Below are 16,475 nucleotides of genomic sequence, written 5' to 3'. Positions count from 1 at the left end.
GGGAGCTGCAGGCGCGTGCGCATGGCGGGCTGTCGCGTGAGACCACGCGCACGCTCGACCAGCTCGCACGCGGCGTGACCAGAACACAGCCGCAGTCCGCCGGCATGCGGCTGGTGCGTGAGTGGCAAGGCCGGATGCATGTCGTCACCGTCGGCGAGGACCAGGTGATCCGCTGGGAGGAGCGGACGTACGGTTCGCTGTCCGAGGTCGCACGCGCGATCACTGGTACGCGCTGGTCGGGTCCTGCCTTCTTCGGGCTGAAGAAAAGGCAAGCGGCATGAGCACCCGTGTGCGCTGTGCGATCTACACCCGCAAGTCGAGCGAGGAAGGGCTGGAACAGAGCTTCAACAGCCTGGACGCGCAACGCGAAGCTTGTGGCGCCTACATCCTCAGCCAGGCAAGCGAGGGCTGGGTCGAGATCGCCGACACCTACGACGATGGTGGCCTCTCGGGTGGTACGCTCGAGCGCCCGGCGCTGCAGCGGCTGCTCGCCGATGTGGCAAGTGGGCGCATCGACATCATCGTCGTCTACAAGGTCGACCGGCTGACGCGCTCGCTGCTCGACTTTGCTAAGCTGGTCGAGGCGTTCGATGCCGCGGGCACCAGCTTCGTCTCGGTGACGCAGTCGTTCAACACCACCAGCAGCATGGGCCGTCTCACCCTCAACATGCTGCTGTCGTTCGCGCAGTTCGAGCGCGAGGTGACCGCCGAACGCATCCGCGACAAGATCGCAGCTTCGAAAGCACGTGGCATGTGGATGGGCGGTGTGCCGCCGCTCGGTTACGCACCTGACGGGCGCAGTCTCCGGATTGTCGAGGAGCATGCAACGCTCACCCGGCACGTCTTCGAGCGCTATCTGGCACTTGGCAACGTGCGTGCGCTTGCCGAGGAGCTTGCACGTGAGCGGAGATACGCACCGCTGCGCACCCTTACCTCGGGCAAGCAGGTTGGTGGACGCGCCTTCTCGCGCGGGCAGCTCTACCTTATGCTGCGCTGTGTCACCTACACCGGGCAGATCGGCCACCACGGCAAGATCTACCCTGGCCAGCACGTTGCCATCATCGCGTCCACTACCTTCGACGCGGTACAGGCGCTGCTCTCGGTCCGAGCACACCAGCGTCGTGCCAGGACCAACATGCGCGACACCAGCCTGCTTGCCGGCAAGCTCCGCGATGCGGACGACGAGCCGCTGATTGCCAGCCACGCGACTACCAACAACCGGCGCTACCGCTACTACGTCAGCCGGGCGCTCCACCACGGTGATGCAACCACCGGCCTGCGCATCCCCGCACGCGAGATCGAGCAGCTTGTCACGCACCATGTCGCACAGCTCTTCGCTGATCCGATCGAGCTTGCCGCCACTGCGTGGCTCGACCTGAGCGCAGGCTCGCTCGCTACCATCGAGGAACATGCCCGGGTGATGTATGCCGAGCTGCAGCGGCGACATGCCCCTGCCCTCGTCGACCTCGTCGATACCGTCCGCATCATCGACACAGGCGTCGAGATCAGCCTCAGCACCAGCGCCATCGCTGCTTCCATGCACGCCAGCCGACATGCGGATGCACCCGACACCATCATGCTCAGCGTGCCCGCGAGCATCACGCGCTCAGGGCGTGTGCTGCGGCTGGTACATGACAGCAGCGCGCAACAAGCGCCCGACCGTGCGCTGGTGCGTGTGCTCGTCCAGGCGCGTGGCTGGTGGGCGGAGCTGCGCCGCGGTGAGATCAGCGCCGCTCAGCTTGCGGCAAACGAGGGTGTCACACCGAGCTACCTGACGCGCATTCTTCGGCTCGCCTTCCTTGCTCCGGCTGTCACCGACGCCATCCTCAAGGGGCGGCAGCGGCGCGGCGTCACCGTCAAGACGCTGACGCTGGAAGGCGCACTGCCGGTCAGGTGGAGCGAGCAGCAGGCGATGCTGATAGGCACCTAATCACCAAAATTCGTGCTTTCGAGTAGAGTGGCCTCACGAAAAAACAGGATTTACAATCCCCGGGTGATGGGTGATCGCAAACGCCAGTTCTACCCATGCTTATTAATATTTTAAACAGATCGGCTAGCACGATCGGCTAGCCATTGGATTGGGGCTTGTTTTACAAAAGTAAAGATGTCTGAAATTTAGTTCATGACGGGAAAGCAGATGAATTCGGCGCGACGGATCGGCAACGTTGTCATTTTGGGTGGCGGCACCGCGGGCTGGATGACGGCGGCAGCACTCGCGCGCACCTTTGGCGATGCTTTGTCCGTCACACTGTTGGAATCGGAAGAGATCGGCACAGTGGGCGTGGGCGAGGCGACCATCCCGACGATCCATTGGTTCAATCAGATGATCGGTCTGGATGAGGCCGCATTCCTCAGTGCAACCAAGGCAACCTTCAAGCTGGGTATAGAGTTCGTCGATTGGGCAGCACCGGGTCACCGCTACTTCCATCCGTTTGGCTCGTACGGCTTCGCGTTTCCGGGTGTCGCCTTTTATCATCGCTGGCTGAAGGCAAAGGCCGAAGGACTAAATTCACCGCTGTCCGAATTCTCGCTCGCGGCGAGGCTGGCTGCCGAGAACCGCTTTGCCAAACCGGTCGGCGAGGCGCGGTCGATCCTGTCGACGCTCGGCTATGCCTATCACTTCGACGCCGGGCTTTACGCACGACACCTGCGAGGTCTCGCGGAAGCGGCCGGGGTGCGCCGGGTAGAAGGCAAGTTTCAGTCAGTCGAGCAAGATCCGACCACGGGGTTCGTTACTGCGATCTACACTCAGGCGGGCGAGCAGCTATGTGGCGACCTCTTCATAGACTGTTCCGGCTTCCGCGCATTACTGATCGACGGCGTGATGGATGCCTCGTTCGAGGACTGGTCGCATTGGCTTCCGTGCGATCGGGCGATAGCCGTACCATGTGCGCGGACCGGAGAAACAACGCCTTACACGCGATCGACCGCGCGCGCAGCGGGATGGCAATGGCGCATTCCACTCCAGCACCGCACCGGCAACGGCTACGTCTACGCGAGCAACTATCTCGGCGATGATGAGGCCGCGTCGACGCTGCTCGGCAATCTCGACGGCGAGGCTCTCGCCGACCCACGCTTTCTACGTTTTACGGCCGGCACGCGCCGCCGGGCATGGGTCGGCAATGTCGTCGCGATCGGGCTGGCGTCCGGTTTCCTGGAGCCGCTTGAATCGACCAGCATCCACCTGATCCAGAGCGCGATCGCCAAGTTGCTGGCCTTGTTTCCGGACAAAGATTGCGATCCACTACTCGCCGATCGTTTCAACGCGCTGCTCAATGCGGATATGGACAACATCAAGGATTTCTTGATGCTGCACTACCATGCCACCCGCGACAAGGACGAACCGTTGTGGCAGCATTGCCGCGAGATGCCGCTGCCGGACTCGCTGCGCGAACGCGAGGAGCAATATCGCCGCTCGGGGCGCCTGATGCTCGGCACCGACGAGCTGTTTCGCGAGGCAAGCTGGCTCGCCGTCCTGAATGGTCAAGGGATCGAAGCGACCGATTACAATCCGCTCGCGGACGTTACCGATCGTCAGACGAACCGTGCACAAGTGCAGCAGGTGGCCGACGTCATCGCGCGTGCCGTGCCAACCCTGCCGCGTCACGACGAGGCCTTGGCCCGTATCATCGGACCGTGGTCTTGAACCGACCCGATCTCAGCGCGCGGCTGATCGGAAGCGAGCGACATCCGATCGTCACAGTCGATAACTTCCATCCCGACCCAACTAGCCTTCGGACCGCTGCGAACGCTGCCGCCTTCACGCGCGCGTCACGCCACTATCCCGGCATCCGGGGCATTCTGCCCGCCGATTACCTCGGCCAGGTCAATCCGGCGATCGCAACCGCGCTGCGCGACGTGTTCGGCTACACGCAGGGTGTACGCCTCCTCGATGCGAGCTTCTCGATCGTGACCGTGCCGCCGGACCAGCTCAGTGTCGCGCAGCGTCTGCCCCACGTCGATGCGGTGGAGCCCGCGCGCATCGCCCTGGTTCACTATCTCAGCCTCGACGATCTCGGCGGAACCGCCTTCTATCGCCACCGCGCGACCGGGTTCGAGGCGATCGATGCCGCACGCTCGCCCCGCTACCTTGCCGAGCTCAACCGCGACCTCGCGCAGCTGGAGACCTTGGCGTCCGCGTATATGGCCGGCGACAACGCGCTGTTCGAGCAGATCGGATACGTTGATGCGTGCTTCAACCGAGCGGTGATCTATCGCAGTCAGATGCTACACAGCGGGATCATCGCGCCGGAGACGGCGTTGAGCGATAATCCAACAACGGGCCGCCTGACCGTTACCGCTTTCCTGTCGGCGCGCTGACGCGCGCGGCAGGAGGCTGTACCGCCAGATAGACGGTGCTCCACAATTGCGCGGCGTTTGACTCGTCGACGTCCCGCTTGCCGGCGCCGAAGGGCACGACGTGGTAGCGACCATCGCTAAATGCCCACGACCAAAGCTCCGAACTCTGCACCGCCCGCGTCGCGATGATCGCACGCCACAGCCGTGCCTGAACCTGCTCGAGGGTCGCGCGGGTCGTGGTGGGCAGATCGCTACGCGCCAGTTGCCGCTCGAGCCCGGCGGCGAACAGCGCCTGCTGCCAGGACCAGACCACCGCACCGTGATAAGCGCTGGGTGCGAACCGATCCTGCACGACCGGATCGGCCAAGGCGGCGTTGGCGACCAGCAACCCGACGTCGGTCATCAGCCCGGCCGGGAATGGTCGCGCGAGCGCGGTAACATAGGTGTCGAGATCGGCTGCCGTTGGCTGCCCGAACAGCAATTCGAACCCTTCATCTGAATTGATGATCGGCACGGCGCGACCATCCGCATCCAAGGCGATCGCGTGAAACGTCAACGGCTGATCGCCAAGCGCGCCGAGCGCCGGCGCGGCCGGTACCTTCAAGCGATCGGCGTACCGGCGGACCAGAGTCGTCGCCTGCGCCGACGGCATCGTCACCCGGAACATCGCGGGGGCGTGGGTTCTCCAAGCGTTTGACATCGGCGTCGCCTGCGCGAATGCAACCCGATCTGCCGCGGTCATATACGTGTCGAGAAGTCCCTGCTGGTGGAGCCTCGCAGCCGCCTCAAGCGCCGCGGGGATCAGCACCGCGTTCACGTCGTAAGGGATGCGGCCGCGGCCGAGCCCTTCTTCGCTGTCGCGCCATTCGCCGGTCATGCGCCCGGCCTTCAAATGCAGCAGGTTCGACACGCGCGGGTCGGCAGCGAAGGCGCGCGCATGCGTGAGCACGAAGCGGAGATTGCGCATCAACGCCGCCCCGGCAGGCTCGGTGAAGCCGGGACGCGCGACGATGGGGATCGGACGCGCGAGAAAGGCGCGAGCCGCAGCAGGCTTTGCGTGATCGAGCAGATACGCCGATGCGACCGGCGCAAGCATGTAATCGTCGTCGATCATCGCGTAATCGAGCGTCGGAGCGGCATCATCCCCGCCTGCCGGCTTGCCGGCATCCGCATGCTGCCGCCGGTCGATGATGGCGAATTCGGACAAGCCTTCTTCGTGTGCGACGTCGCCGTCGCTCGCGAGCCGCGACAACACCGCGCCCAGCCCCGCTTCGATCGCGGGTGGTTGCAGTGCCGGCATCAGCAGCCGCAAGGACATCAGCGTGTCACGCCCGAAATAGGTGTTGAAGCGCCACGATCCGGCGAGAAACTTCTCCCGGTAGCTGAGGAAGCGCAGCGCATTGCGCGCGACGGGATCGTTCGCAGCGCGCGAGCCGAGCAGTTCCGTCTCGGTCAACCCGGTCAGCGGCGCATCACCGGTCGCCGCAACAATGGCCAATCGGATGGGACCGCCGTTCGCCACGATCCGACCGTCGCGGATCGAGCCCGCGATTACCTCTACCTCGAGCCGATATCCCGCGGCACCATCGACGCGGTCACGCGACCAGATCAGGCGATTCCGCTCGATGCGGGGTGCGACGGCGACCTCGGGGGGAAACCGCCCGACTGCCTGATAGTCGCGCAGGAACCGCACGTTGGAGAGCACCGCCTGCTTGATCGTGAGCTGCGCGGCATCGATCGCGGCTTCGGCACGAACCCCGTTCAAGCGGCGTCCACGAGGGTCATTCAGCGCGATCGGTTGCGGCGCACGCAGCAGGCGCCACGTCGCGGGGCGCGACAAGGACGTGAACCACAGACCCACGCCGCTGTTGCCGGCGGGAAAAGCGACCAGGATGCGCGGATCGGTGCCGTTCCGCAGCAACAGGTGCGCCGCCACCGGCCCAGCCCGCACGAAAGCGTTGAGGTTGTCACCCTCTTCTACCGTGTAAGCTAACTCGGGCGAGCGAGGGTCGGGCGATCCAGCCTGCTGCGCGATCGCACCGCCGTGACCCGCAACCATCGCCAGCGCTCCTGCCAGGATGCCGTTCGCGATCCGCTTCATGCTTGGTTTCCTCGCAACGAAAAGGGCGCGACGGGCAAGGCCGTCGCGCCCGTAAAGGCTAGTGCTTACACGTCAGAAGCGGAAGGTCAGCGATCCGCCATAGGTCGGCCCCGGAATGCCACGGGCGTAGAAATATCCGTCGGTAACGGCCTGCGTCTGGCCTTGGCGTGGATTGCCTTCGGTCAGGCCGATGACGTCAAACACGTTGTCGGCGTTGAGCGTCAGTTGCACGTTCTCACGCAGGTTCAGGTTCACGCCGACGCTGGTCACCCCGTAATCGGGTAGTGCGACACCGTTGCCGGCATCGGCGAAGATCTTGCCGATGTACTTGTACCGACCATAAACCTCGCCGGCGCCGTTCGGCAGACTGATCGTCGGCGTCACGGTGAACAGCGTCGCCGGCGTCCGTTCGGGACGATTGCCTTCGAAGCCCAATTGCGTCTGGCCGTCGAGCTGGAGATTGACCAGCTTCGGATCCTGGAACACGCCCTGGAAATCGAGCGAGAACCACGTCGTGGGGCGGACCACCGCGTCGACTTCGACACCGTTGGTGCGCAGGTCAGCGTTGATGTTCTGCTGCTGCGACGGATTGGCCGGATTGGCAAAATTGTAGTTCTGGTTGCGGAAGTTGGTTCGGAACACGGTCGCCGACCCTGAGAACAGGCGACCATACTGGTATCGGACACCCGCCTCGTACAATTCGATCGTCGTGATTGGATCGGTGTTGTTGGTCTGGAAACCGTTCGCGTAACGCGCGTAGATCGCGAAGTTCGGCGTGAAGCTGTAGTTCGCGCCGACCGTGTAGGCCGCCTTCTGCCGCAGTTGCCGGTTCTGCGACAGCACGCCGTTGTACGCGTTGCCGACGTTGCGGATCACGCCCACCACGCCGGCCTGCACCGGCTGGTCGTTCGCCAGCGTGCCGCCGTCGCGCGCCGTGGCGGAGTCGCTTTCCCACCGCACGCCGCCGTCGATCCGCAGATCGCCGATCGCGAGCTCGTCGTTGGCGTAGAGCGAGACACTGTCGTCGAGCCGCTGGCGAATGCCTGCGCCCCAGTCGCCGTACGACACCAGGCCGTTGTCGCTGAGCGTGCCGACCACGTTGTTGTTCGTATCCAGCGCGACGATGTCGTAGATGTCGCTGTTGGTGCGCACGTCGTTGACGACGCTGGCGGTCGCCGACTGGTCCTGCGACCGCTTGACGTTATAGTACATGACGCCGGCGGTCAGCGAGTTCTTGAAGCTGCCGCTCTCGAACTCCCAACGGGCGCCGACGTTCGCGCCAAAGTCGCGCCCATCGATGTAATCGTGGTTGAGCGTGGTGCGCTGCAGGAAGCCGTTGTTGTTCAACGCCGCTAGCGCGTCGGTCTGGTTCGAACCGAGCAGCACGCCGGTGCGCAGGTTCTTGATGCCGAACCGCACGGTCTGCGGGAATGCCGCGCGTCCCGCGGTCAGCAGATCGTTGATCGGCGAACCTGCACCCGGCGTCAGATAGTTGACGGCGCTGGTGAGACCGGCGTTGCCGGTGCCCGAGCCGGGGAAGAGCCCGTTGAAGTCGTACGAATATTTTAGATAGCGCGCCTTGGCAAACAGATCGATCGAGTCAGTCAGCGGCTTTTCAAAATCGACACGGATCTGCGCGGTCTTGTTCTTGATCCCGTCACGGTAGCGGAATGGGCGAAAACCGCTGGGATGCGCGAAGGTCGAGACGGGAACCGCGATGTTGGTGAACGCGTCGCCGCCAACGTTCCCGAACTGAGTGTCGAGGCTGGGAATGCCGGCAGGCTCGCCATTGGTGAAGCGGTATGGCTGATCGGCGTAATAGGCGTTCTCGACGTCGCCGCCCTTCGCGGTCACGCGCAGGAAGCCGCCCCCGTCGAATCGGTATTCGAGTGCGCCCTTGAGGCGCCAGCCCTGATAGTCGAACGGATTGTCACGCACTCCCGGCGATGATTGAACATAGCCGCCGAGGCTGAACGCCAGGTTTTCGGCCAAGGGTTGCGAATAATAGAAATCGCCGCGCTTCAGCCCGTAATTGTACGCGGTGACCCGCGCCGCACCTTCGGCCTCGTTGAAGTTGATACGGCGCGAGATGAAGTTGATCGTCGCGCCTGCACCATTGACGGTCAGCACGCCCGACGAGCCGCCCTTGACGGCCTCGAGCCGGTCGATCGTCAGATCCTGATCGAAGAAGAAGTCGGCGCCACCACCGCCGTACAGGATCGGCATGCCGTCCTCTTCGAGCTGGACGAAGCGCTGCCCGCCGCCTTGCAGGCCGCGGACCGAGTAGTTGTTCGACACGGCACCGGCCGTACCCTCGACAAAGATACCGGGCACCAGTTCGAGCAGTTCGGCGGTGCTGCGCGGTGCCTTGCGGTCGATCGCGTCGCGATCGGCGTAGGTGATGTCGGCCGAGGAGGTGATCAGCGGACGGTCACGCGACGTCGTGCCGGTAACGACGATGTCCTGCATGTCCGCGTTGCCGTCGGCGGGATCCTCGCTCGTCTGCGCGGGCGCAGGCGACTGCGACGGCGTATCGCCCGGCACGGTCTGCGCCCAGGCATTCGCGCCCGGCATGATCGCCGCACTGGCGAGCAGCGCCGCTCGCACGGCGGCGCGGTTGAAACCGATCATGATCCTCTCCCCTCGGCTCGACTCCGGAGCCGTGATCCTGTTGGCTGCGGGCGTTAATCCCCTCGATACACACCCGCAATGGCCATATTCTGCTTACGTGATCGAAGGCCTCCAGGCGTTGCAGAAGTGTCACGACGAGCCGTCGTGTTGCCGTGATCAAGGATGGTATCGGTTCTGACGATGGCGCAGGCAGGGTGCAGTAGCAGTGCTTGCGGCCGGGGATGAACGGCAGGTAACTTCCATGCAGCGGCAGCTTGGTCAATGGTACGCGATAAGCGATGAAGGTAGGAGCGAAGCGCATGGATGACGGCTTGCTCGATCGCCGCATGCTCCTGACCGCAACGCTAGGGCTGGCTGCGGGCATGACGTTTCCGGCTGCCGCACGGACGGCGAGTGAGCGGATCGACGCGTTGCTGGCGCGCATGACCATCGAGGAGAAAGCGGGTCAGCTCAGTTGCTTCAATGACGATGTCCGCCCCGTCGACGCCGTGTTCAACCCGGTCGTCAACCCGCGCAGCGCGGCGGCCATGCTGGCCGAGGTGCGCGCAGGCCGCGTGGGTATGTTGTTCAACGGCTACGGCGTCGCCGGAGCCAGGAAGGCGCAAGAGGCGGCGCTGGCCAGTCGCCTGGGCATCCCGCTGGTCTTCGCCGCCGACGTGATCCACGGCTGCCGTACCACCTTCCCGATCCCGCTCGCCGAGGCTGCCGCCTTCGATCCCGACCTGTCGGAGCGGGCGTGTCGCGCGATCGCGCGTGAGGCGAGCGCGGCAGGGCTCCACTGGACCTTTGCTCCGGTCGTCGACATCGCCCGCGATCAGCGCTGGGGGCGCGTCGCGGAGGGTGCCGGGGAGGACTTGTTGCTCAACCGGCTGCTCGCAGCCGCGCGCGTTCGCGGCTTTCAGGGCGACGACCTGCGGGCGAACGATGCACTGCTTGCCACCGCAAAGCATTTCGCGGGCTACTCGGCCGTGACGGGGGGCATGGAATACGGCGCTGTCGACATGAGCGAAGCAACGCTGCGCGAACTATTCCTTCCACCGTTCGCTGCAGCATTCAAGGCGGGGGCCGGGGCGACCATCGCGTCGTTCACGACGCTGAACGGCATACCGGTGACGGCCAATCACTGGCTGCTCACCCGCGTGCTTCGCGAGGAGATGGGTTTCACCGGCGTGTGCGTGTCGGATTACGACGCAGACCGTGAGTTGGTCGCGCACGGCGTGGCCGAGAACGAGGCCGACGCTGCCAAGCTGGCCATCACTGCTGGGATCGACATGTCGATGCAGAGTGGTCTGTACAACCGCCATCTGCCCGCGCTCGTTGCGGCTGGCCGGGTGCCGATGAGCATGATTGATCGCTCGGTTCGGCGCGTGCTCGCCCTCAAGGAAGCGCTGGGGCTATTCGACAATCCCTTTCGCTCGCTTGACGTTCGTGTCGAGCGCCGCGCGGTGAAGCGGGAGGCCACCCAGAAACTGGCTCGTGACGTGGCGACCCGTGCGATCGTACTTTTGCGCAACGACGGCGATCTGCTGCCGCTGCCTCGAAGAGACACGCGCATCGCGCTCATCGGTCCGTTCGCTGCAGACCGCGCTAACACGGGGGGACCGTGGACGTTTGCCGGACGCACGCAAGATGCGATCAGCATCGAAGCCGGTATCCGAGCGCTGCTCGCGGACCCAGATGCACTCACGGTAGAGCCCGGGTGCGCGATCGAGGCCGCAATCCCCGGCGGTATCGAGCGCGCGGTGGCGTTGGCGCGCGCGAGCGACGTCGTCCTGCTCGCAATCGGTGAGAGCGCGGCGATGTCTGGCGAGGCAAACAGCCGCGTCTCAATCACGGTGCCGGCGCCCCAGCAGGCGCTCGCCGAAGCGTTGGCAGCAACGGGTAAGCCGATTGTCGTCCTGCTGCGCCACGGTCGCGCCTTGGCGCTCGAAGGAGCTATCCGGGATGCTTCAGCGCTGCTTGCCACATGGTTCTTGGGCGAGCAAACCGGTACGGCCATCGCCGACATTCTTTTCGGCGTCTGTGAACCCACAGGCCGGCTGCCCGTGAGCTTCCCATTTTCAACTGGGCAACAACCGTGGTCTTACGATCGTCCGGCGACTGGTCGCCCAGCACCGGCAAGTCAGCCGATGGAAGGCGGCCGCAGTCATTGGCGAGACGCGCCTGATCGCGCATTGTACGCGTTCGGCTCAGGCCTGTCGTATACGCGCTTCACGCTTTCGAACGTCAAGGCTCCGGCAGAAGTTTTGCACGACCAACCGCTTGTCATTCAGGCAGAAGTGACAAACACCGGGACAAGACCGGGAACAGCCTTTGTTCGCACCGACCTACATATCCGCATAGGTGAGGCTTCTCCAATCCGGCGCATGGCTGGATTCACGCACGTTCACGTCGAACCAAAAAAATCGGTTATCGCTAACGTCCTTATTCCGTCAGACAGAATCCATTATACTATATCAGCTCCAAGAGGCGATCACAGTCGTGATCTTAAACTAACAGTTATGCTAAACGGACTTGATAAGTATAGCGCCGATATTACCGTTAGTAATCATTAGATTACTAGTGAGCTACATTACAGCGAGAAGTTAATTTAGCCCGTGAGTTGCGTGGACCTCCGAAGATAAGTACCAGTCACCTATGCTCAGCTTCTTGGAAGAGCATAGGCTAGGGTATAATCGCCGTAGCGGGTACCCAGCGCACCGTGCCCGCCAGCGGTTATGACGACGTACTGCCGCCCGTCGCGCCCGCGATAGGTCATTGGCGTCGCCTGCGCTCCTGCTGGCAGCCGCGTCTTCCATACGACCTTTCCTGTGTTGAGATCAAAGGCGCGCAGATACTGGTCGGTCGTCGCGCCAATGAAGGCAAGTCCGCCCGCGGTGATGATCGACCCGCCCAAATTGGGCACGCCCGTCTTGATCGGCACACCCAAGTGAGAGCCGAACAGCCCGGTGTCGCGTGCGGTGCCTAGCACTTTCTTCCACAGCACCTTGCGGGTGCCTAGGTCGACCGCGGTCAAGCGCCCCCACGGCGGCGCCACGCAGGGTGCACCGAAGATGCCGACCCACGCCTTGACCACCGCGACGTATGGCGTGTTGTACTGCGTCTGCAGCTGCGCCTGCATCGCGTTCTCGCCGCCCTGCTTCTGCTTCACCAGCTCGGCAACGCGCGGGTCGTCCCGGCGCATCAGCCACAGCTTGAACGGCATTTCCATCGTGTTGACCGTCATCACCCCACGCACCGGATCGACCGCCGCGCCGCCCCAGTCGGTGACGCCGTCGAACGCGGGATGGCCGATGATCGGCTTCAGTCCCATCGGCTGGTAGATGCCGGCCCCTTGCGCACGGCGAATGTCGATGCGGCAGAACAGCTGGTCGATCGGTGTCGCGCCCCAGGTCGCGACCTCGGTCGGCGCGGGCGGCGTGAAGCTCGGCATGCCGGTGGAGAAAGGCTGCGTCGGCGACACGCGCACGCCCGGCGTCGCGCCATCGGTGCGCACCGGGCGCTCGGTGATCGCCGCGAGCGGCGCGCCGGTCAGCCGGTTGAGAAAGAATACCTGCCCCATCTTGGTCGTCTGGATCAGTGCAGGAATCACCTGCCCGCTGGGCGCGCGATAGTCGAACAGCGACGGGCCGATCGGCAGGTCCATGTCCCACATGTCGCGGTGGACGAGCTGCCGCGTCCAGCGCAGCTTGCCCGTCGCGATGTCGAGCGCGACGATCGACGAGCCGAACCGGTCGTCGAACGGGCGGCGATACCCGATCCAGTAATCGGGCGATGCGTTTCCGGTGCCCAGGTACACGAGCCCATTGGCCGCGTCAGCGGTTATCGCACCCCAAACGTTGGGCGTGCCTCGCGTGTAGGTCTGCCCGGTGGGCAGCGGCGCGATCGCATCGGGCGAGCGGCCGACGTCCCATGCCCAGACCGGCGCACCCGACACCGGATCGTAGGCGCGCACCACGCCCGACGGGATGTTGCGATTGACGTTGTCGATGATTCGCTCACCGATGATCAGCCGGTTGTTGACGACAACGGGCGGCGTGGTGCCGATCTGATCCGACGGCTTCGACGTGCCCATGTTGGTGCGCAGGTCGATTGCGCCACCGTTCGCGAAGCTGGTACACGGCTTGCCCGTGTCGGCGTCGAGCGCGACGAGCCGGGCGTTGAACGTCGGTGCAAAGATGCGGTGCGGGCACGGCGTTCCTGCCGGCGCCTCGAAATAGGTGACGCCGCGACAGACCAGATAGTTGTTGCCGGCGATCGGCGCGTCCTCGTGCCAGCTCCACTTCGTTCGTCCTGTCGTCGCGTCGATCGCCTGCACGAACGAGTGCGGGGTGCAGGTGTAGAGCGTGTCACCGATGTGGATCGGGGTCGATTCCGAATGATACTCGCGCTTATGCTCCTTCGACTCTGCCGCCATCGGCAGGTCGCCGGTCCGCTGCGTCCAGGCGAGCTGGAGCTGGCCGACATTCTGCGGGGTGAGGTCGGCGAGCGCCGAGTAGCGCCGGCCCGACAGCGTCCCGCCGTAGTCGCGCCAGTCCGCGTCGGCCTCGCCGGTCGGGGCGGCGGGAAGCGGGGTGGTAGCGGACGCATCCTGCGCCCGCGCGCCATCGCCGTGGATCGCGGCGCCGCCGATGCCAAGTGCGAGGAGCACCGCCGCGGCGGCGGGCACCGCCTGCGCCGGCGAACGCCAGGATCGCGCGCGCCAGCCGGTCAGCAGGACGAGCACCAGCAGAACGGTCGGCGCGATCAGCCGCGGGATGAGTTGAAGGCCATCGAAGCCGACCTCCCATAGCGCCCAGATCAGCGTGCCGGCCCAAATCGCGACGAACAGCAGGCGGCCGATCCGGGTGTTACGGCCGAGCATTGCACCACTCGCCACCATCGCGATCCCCACGATCAGATAGTAGAGCGACCCACCTAGCGACGCGAGTACGCCACCGGCCACGGCGAAGAAGCCGCCGAGAACGGCGACGGACCACGCGATCGCCAATCGGTAGAACCGAGCCATTGCCGAACCCTTTCGAAACATTGCTCCAGAAACGTTTTGCATCAGCGAAGTTTCAGGCCGGCCGACCTTTCTCAGCGAACTCTTCTACGTTCACGCACAATTCGTGGCCCGGCAGGTCTGTGGTACCAACTCAATCTCGACGACCCAGCGAGCGTGTCAAGCCAACCTACCCGGAGGGTTCCATCCCTAGCACTATCAAACGATGAGCTGATGCATCGACCCGATGCCTCACGATGCCGAAAGGGTCGCCCTAGACCTCGCAATTGTGCGGCGGCATTCATTTGTTCGCCACAACGCGCTAACCGTTCGCGGATAAATGGTCCGCGGGCATCGTGTCGGCAAACCAGAAAAACGCCGAGCTGCACAGCATGTCGGCAGCCGTAAAATGCTCGCCAACGCCGCGATGGTCTTCCAATGCAGATCGCGATCAGCTAGGTCGGCATAGTCGGAAAAGGCAGGCTTGGCGTGGTCAGCCCAAGCCCTTTCGGTAACGGAAGCTCTGGTCTTTGGCCTTGGCCAGGATCCCCTCGACGAACAGCGGCGCCAACACGGCGCTAAGCCGTTCGTCCGCGAGGGTGCCTGGAAGGGGAACGCTCCGGTCGAACAATCGACTGAAGGAGCCTTCACCATGCCACTCGATCACAAGTCCACATACGACGTCATCATCGCCGGCGCCGGGCCCGTTGGCCTCTTTCTCGCATGTGAGCTCGGGCTTGCCGGTTGCCGCGTGCTGGTGCTCGAGCGCAGCGAGGCATCGGCGTCCGCGCTGAAGAGGTTACCCTTTGGTCTTCGCGGGCTGAACCTGCCGACCATGGAGAGCTTGGATCGGCGGGATCTGTTGACGCCGCTCAAGGCCCGCATGGCTTCGGCTGATACACTAGCCGCCGCACCTTGGACCGCGGGCGCGCGGTGTCCGGCCGGTCATTTCGCCGGTCTGCAATTCTTTCACGACATGGTGGACCGGGACGCGTGGCCGTGGCGCTGCGGCGCTGCGGTCGAAACGCTCGCAGTTACAATGGCGGACATCGAGCACGTGCTACTTACGCGTGCAAGCGAGCTTGGCGTCGTGATCCGCTACGGCTGCAGCGTCGATGGCGTTGCAGAAACGGCGGACGGCGTTGAGGTCCATGCCGGCGGCACAACGCACCAAGCCGGCTGGTTGGTTGGATGCGATGGCGGGCGGAGCACGGTTCGTAAAAGCGCCGGGATCAGCTTCGCTGGCACCGAGCCGGAATTTACCGGCTACTCGGTGACGCTGCGCCTTGAGGAGCCAAACCAGCTTCGCCCCGGTCGCCAGCATACCGCCACAGGCATGTACACGTATGCCCCGCCGGGCACCGTCACCATGGTCGACTTCGACGGCGGGGTGAGCCACCGTACCTTGCCGCTGACCCGCGAGCACGTACAAGCGGTCCTGCGACGCGTGTCGGAGACCAATGTCACAGTCGAAGCCGTGGATCTCGCCACGACGTGGACCGATCGGGCATTCATTGCGGTCAGCTATCGCCAAGACCGCGTGCTTCTCGCCGGCGATGCCGCGCATGTTCATGCACCCCTCGGCGGCCAAGGACTCAACCTGGGCATCGGTGATGCAATGAACCTCGGCTGGAAGCTCGCTGGGGTGATCGCTGACCGTGCACCGCGGTCGCTGCTCGATAGTTACGAGCAGGAACGACGCCCCATCGCAAACCAGGTGCTAGAATGGTCACGGGCACAGGTGGCGCTGCTCAGACCCGATCCCGGTACTGCAGCATTGCGAGCCGTGGTTCACGACCTGATGGAGACCCGCGACGGAGCGACGTTCTTCGCAGGGCGCATTTGGGGTGCCGGCCTGCAATACGAGCTGCCAGGTGCGGCTCATCCTCTGATAGGCCGCAGCGTGCCTGACATGCCGCTCACGGATGGACGAACACTCAACGAGGCGCTGCGTCGTGGCCGGCCTACCCTGCTCGACTTCGATCCGTCCGAGCCACTAGCCGAGGTCGGGTGTGCATCTTCCCAGCTTGACTATTTTGTCTCTCACTCAGGCCACAGAGCCAATGCAGAGGCCTTGCTCATTCGCCCCGATGGCGTGGTTGCCTGGGCAGGTTCGATCGTCGATCGAGCAGGTTTGACCCAGTTGATCGCCCGGTTTTCTACTCCGCTTGGAACGCCAGCACGATAGTTCACGCGAGGGTGTCATGCCGAGCTACCTAACGCTCATAGTGCGGCTCGCCTTCCTCGCTCCTGCCATCACGGGCGCGATCCTAGCGGAACAACAACCTCGCAACATCATCGTCAAGACGCTCACGCCTGTATCCGGCTCGCGGGTCGGGTGGCGCGAGCAGCAGGCGGTTCTGATGTGGAATGAACATAGCGCAGCGCTCGCCCTTGTTCTCGTTATGTCCTACACGCTTTCGTGATGGTAATGCGCGTCCTTATGAGGTGAGTCGAGAG

The 16,475-nt window shown here is 64.2% G+C and carries 10 protein-coding genes; 7 read left to right on the top strand and 3 right to left on the bottom strand.

All coding sequences use genetic code 11. The features are described 5' to 3' along the window. The 4 genes from KZ810_RS16775 to KZ810_RS16760 all read left to right on the top strand — a co-directional run. On the top strand, positions 1–281 hold a 281-nt coding region (locus tag KZ810_RS16775), incomplete at its 5' end, for a DUF2924 domain-containing protein (RefSeq protein WP_219770273.1). Continuing rightward, positions 278–1,930, top strand: a complete 1,653-nt coding sequence (locus KZ810_RS16770) for a recombinase family protein (RefSeq protein ID WP_219770272.1) — start codon at positions 278–280, stop codon at positions 1,928–1,930. The genes KZ810_RS16775 and KZ810_RS16770, both read left to right, overlap by 4 nt. Positions 1,931–2,122: 192 nt before the next feature. Continuing rightward, entirely contained in the window at positions 2,123–3,646 is a 1,524-nt protein-coding gene (locus tag KZ810_RS16765) for a tryptophan halogenase family protein (RefSeq protein WP_258045073.1), read from the top strand. Further along, positions 3,643–4,320, top strand: a complete 678-nt coding sequence (locus tag KZ810_RS16760) for a DUF6445 family protein (protein WP_219770271.1) — start codon at positions 3,643–3,645, stop codon at positions 4,318–4,320. The genes KZ810_RS16765 and KZ810_RS16760 overlap by 4 nt, the downstream gene beginning before the upstream one ends. Here KZ810_RS16760 and KZ810_RS16755 read toward each other — a convergent pair. Both KZ810_RS16755 and KZ810_RS16750 read right to left on the bottom strand, forming a co-directional pair. Further along, a complete protein-coding gene (locus tag KZ810_RS16755) occupies positions 4,295–6,400 on the bottom strand; it encodes a hypothetical protein (protein WP_219770270.1) in 2,106 nt (701 codons plus the stop codon). The two genes, KZ810_RS16760 and KZ810_RS16755, sit on opposite strands and share 26 nt — an antisense overlap. Positions 6,401–6,472: 72 nt before the next feature. Beyond that, positions 6,473–9,031 (bottom strand): TonB-dependent receptor domain-containing protein, encoded by a 2,559-nt coding sequence (locus tag KZ810_RS16750; protein WP_258045072.1) that lies wholly within the window; start codon positions 9,029–9,031, stop codon positions 6,473–6,475. A gap of 299 nt (positions 9,032–9,330) precedes the next feature. Between KZ810_RS16750 and KZ810_RS16745 the strand changes: the two genes are divergently transcribed. Then, a complete protein-coding gene (locus KZ810_RS16745) occupies positions 9,331–11,586 on the top strand; it encodes a glycoside hydrolase family 3 N-terminal domain-containing protein (RefSeq protein ID WP_258045071.1) in 2,256 nt (751 codons plus the stop codon). 86 nt (positions 11,587–11,672) lie between these two features. Here KZ810_RS16745 and KZ810_RS16740 read toward each other — a convergent pair whose 3' ends face one another. Next, positions 11,673–14,039 (bottom strand): membrane-bound PQQ-dependent dehydrogenase, glucose/quinate/shikimate family, encoded by a 2,367-nt coding sequence (locus KZ810_RS16740; protein WP_219770269.1) that lies wholly within the window; start codon positions 14,037–14,039, stop codon positions 11,673–11,675. A gap of 628 nt (positions 14,040–14,667) precedes the next feature. Between KZ810_RS16740 and KZ810_RS16735 the strand changes: the two genes are divergently transcribed. Further along, positions 14,668–16,203 (top strand): FAD-dependent monooxygenase, encoded by a 1,536-nt coding sequence (locus KZ810_RS16735; RefSeq protein WP_219770268.1) that lies wholly within the window; start codon positions 14,668–14,670, stop codon positions 16,201–16,203. A 16-nt stretch (positions 16,204–16,219) separates the two neighbouring features. Further along, complete coding sequence (locus KZ810_RS16730) at positions 16,220–16,441, top strand: hypothetical protein (RefSeq protein ID WP_219770267.1); 222 nt, start codon at positions 16,220–16,222, stop codon at positions 16,439–16,441. The last annotated feature ends 34 nt before the right edge of the window (positions 16,442–16,475 follow it).

It is taken from the genome of Sphingomonas citricola, from assembly GCF_019429535.1.
Taxonomy (GTDB): Bacteria; Pseudomonadota; Alphaproteobacteria; order Sphingomonadales; family Sphingomonadaceae; genus Sphingomonas; species Sphingomonas citricola.
This window is presented reverse-complemented; position numbering and strand designations above follow the sequence as displayed.

Excerpts from the sequence above, each read along its gene's own strand:
- KZ810_RS16755 (WP_219770270.1), bottom strand. The coding sequence starts at position 6,400 with ATGAAGCGGATCGCGAACGGCATCCTGGCAGGAGCGCTGGCGATGGTT.
- KZ810_RS16735 (WP_219770268.1), top strand. The coding sequence starts at position 14,668 with ATGCCACTCGATCACAAGTCCACATACGACGTCATCATCGCCGGCGCC.
- KZ810_RS16745 (WP_258045071.1), top strand. The coding sequence starts at position 9,331 with ATGGATGACGGCTTGCTCGATCGCCGCATGCTCCTGACCGCAACGCTA.
- KZ810_RS16740 (WP_219770269.1), bottom strand. The coding sequence starts at position 14,039 with ATGGCTCGGTTCTACCGATTGGCGATCGCGTGGTCCGTCGCCGTTCTC.
- KZ810_RS16770 (WP_219770272.1), top strand. The coding sequence starts at position 278 with ATGAGCACCCGTGTGCGCTGTGCGATCTACACCCGCAAGTCGAGCGAG.
- KZ810_RS16765 (WP_258045073.1), top strand. The coding sequence starts at position 2,123 with ATGACGGGAAAGCAGATGAATTCGGCGCGACGGATCGGCAACGTTGTC.
- KZ810_RS16730 (WP_219770267.1), top strand. The coding sequence starts at position 16,220 with ATGCCGAGCTACCTAACGCTCATAGTGCGGCTCGCCTTCCTCGCTCCT.
- KZ810_RS16750 (WP_258045072.1), bottom strand. The coding sequence starts at position 9,031 with ATGATCGGTTTCAACCGCGCCGCCGTGCGAGCGGCGCTGCTCGCCAGT.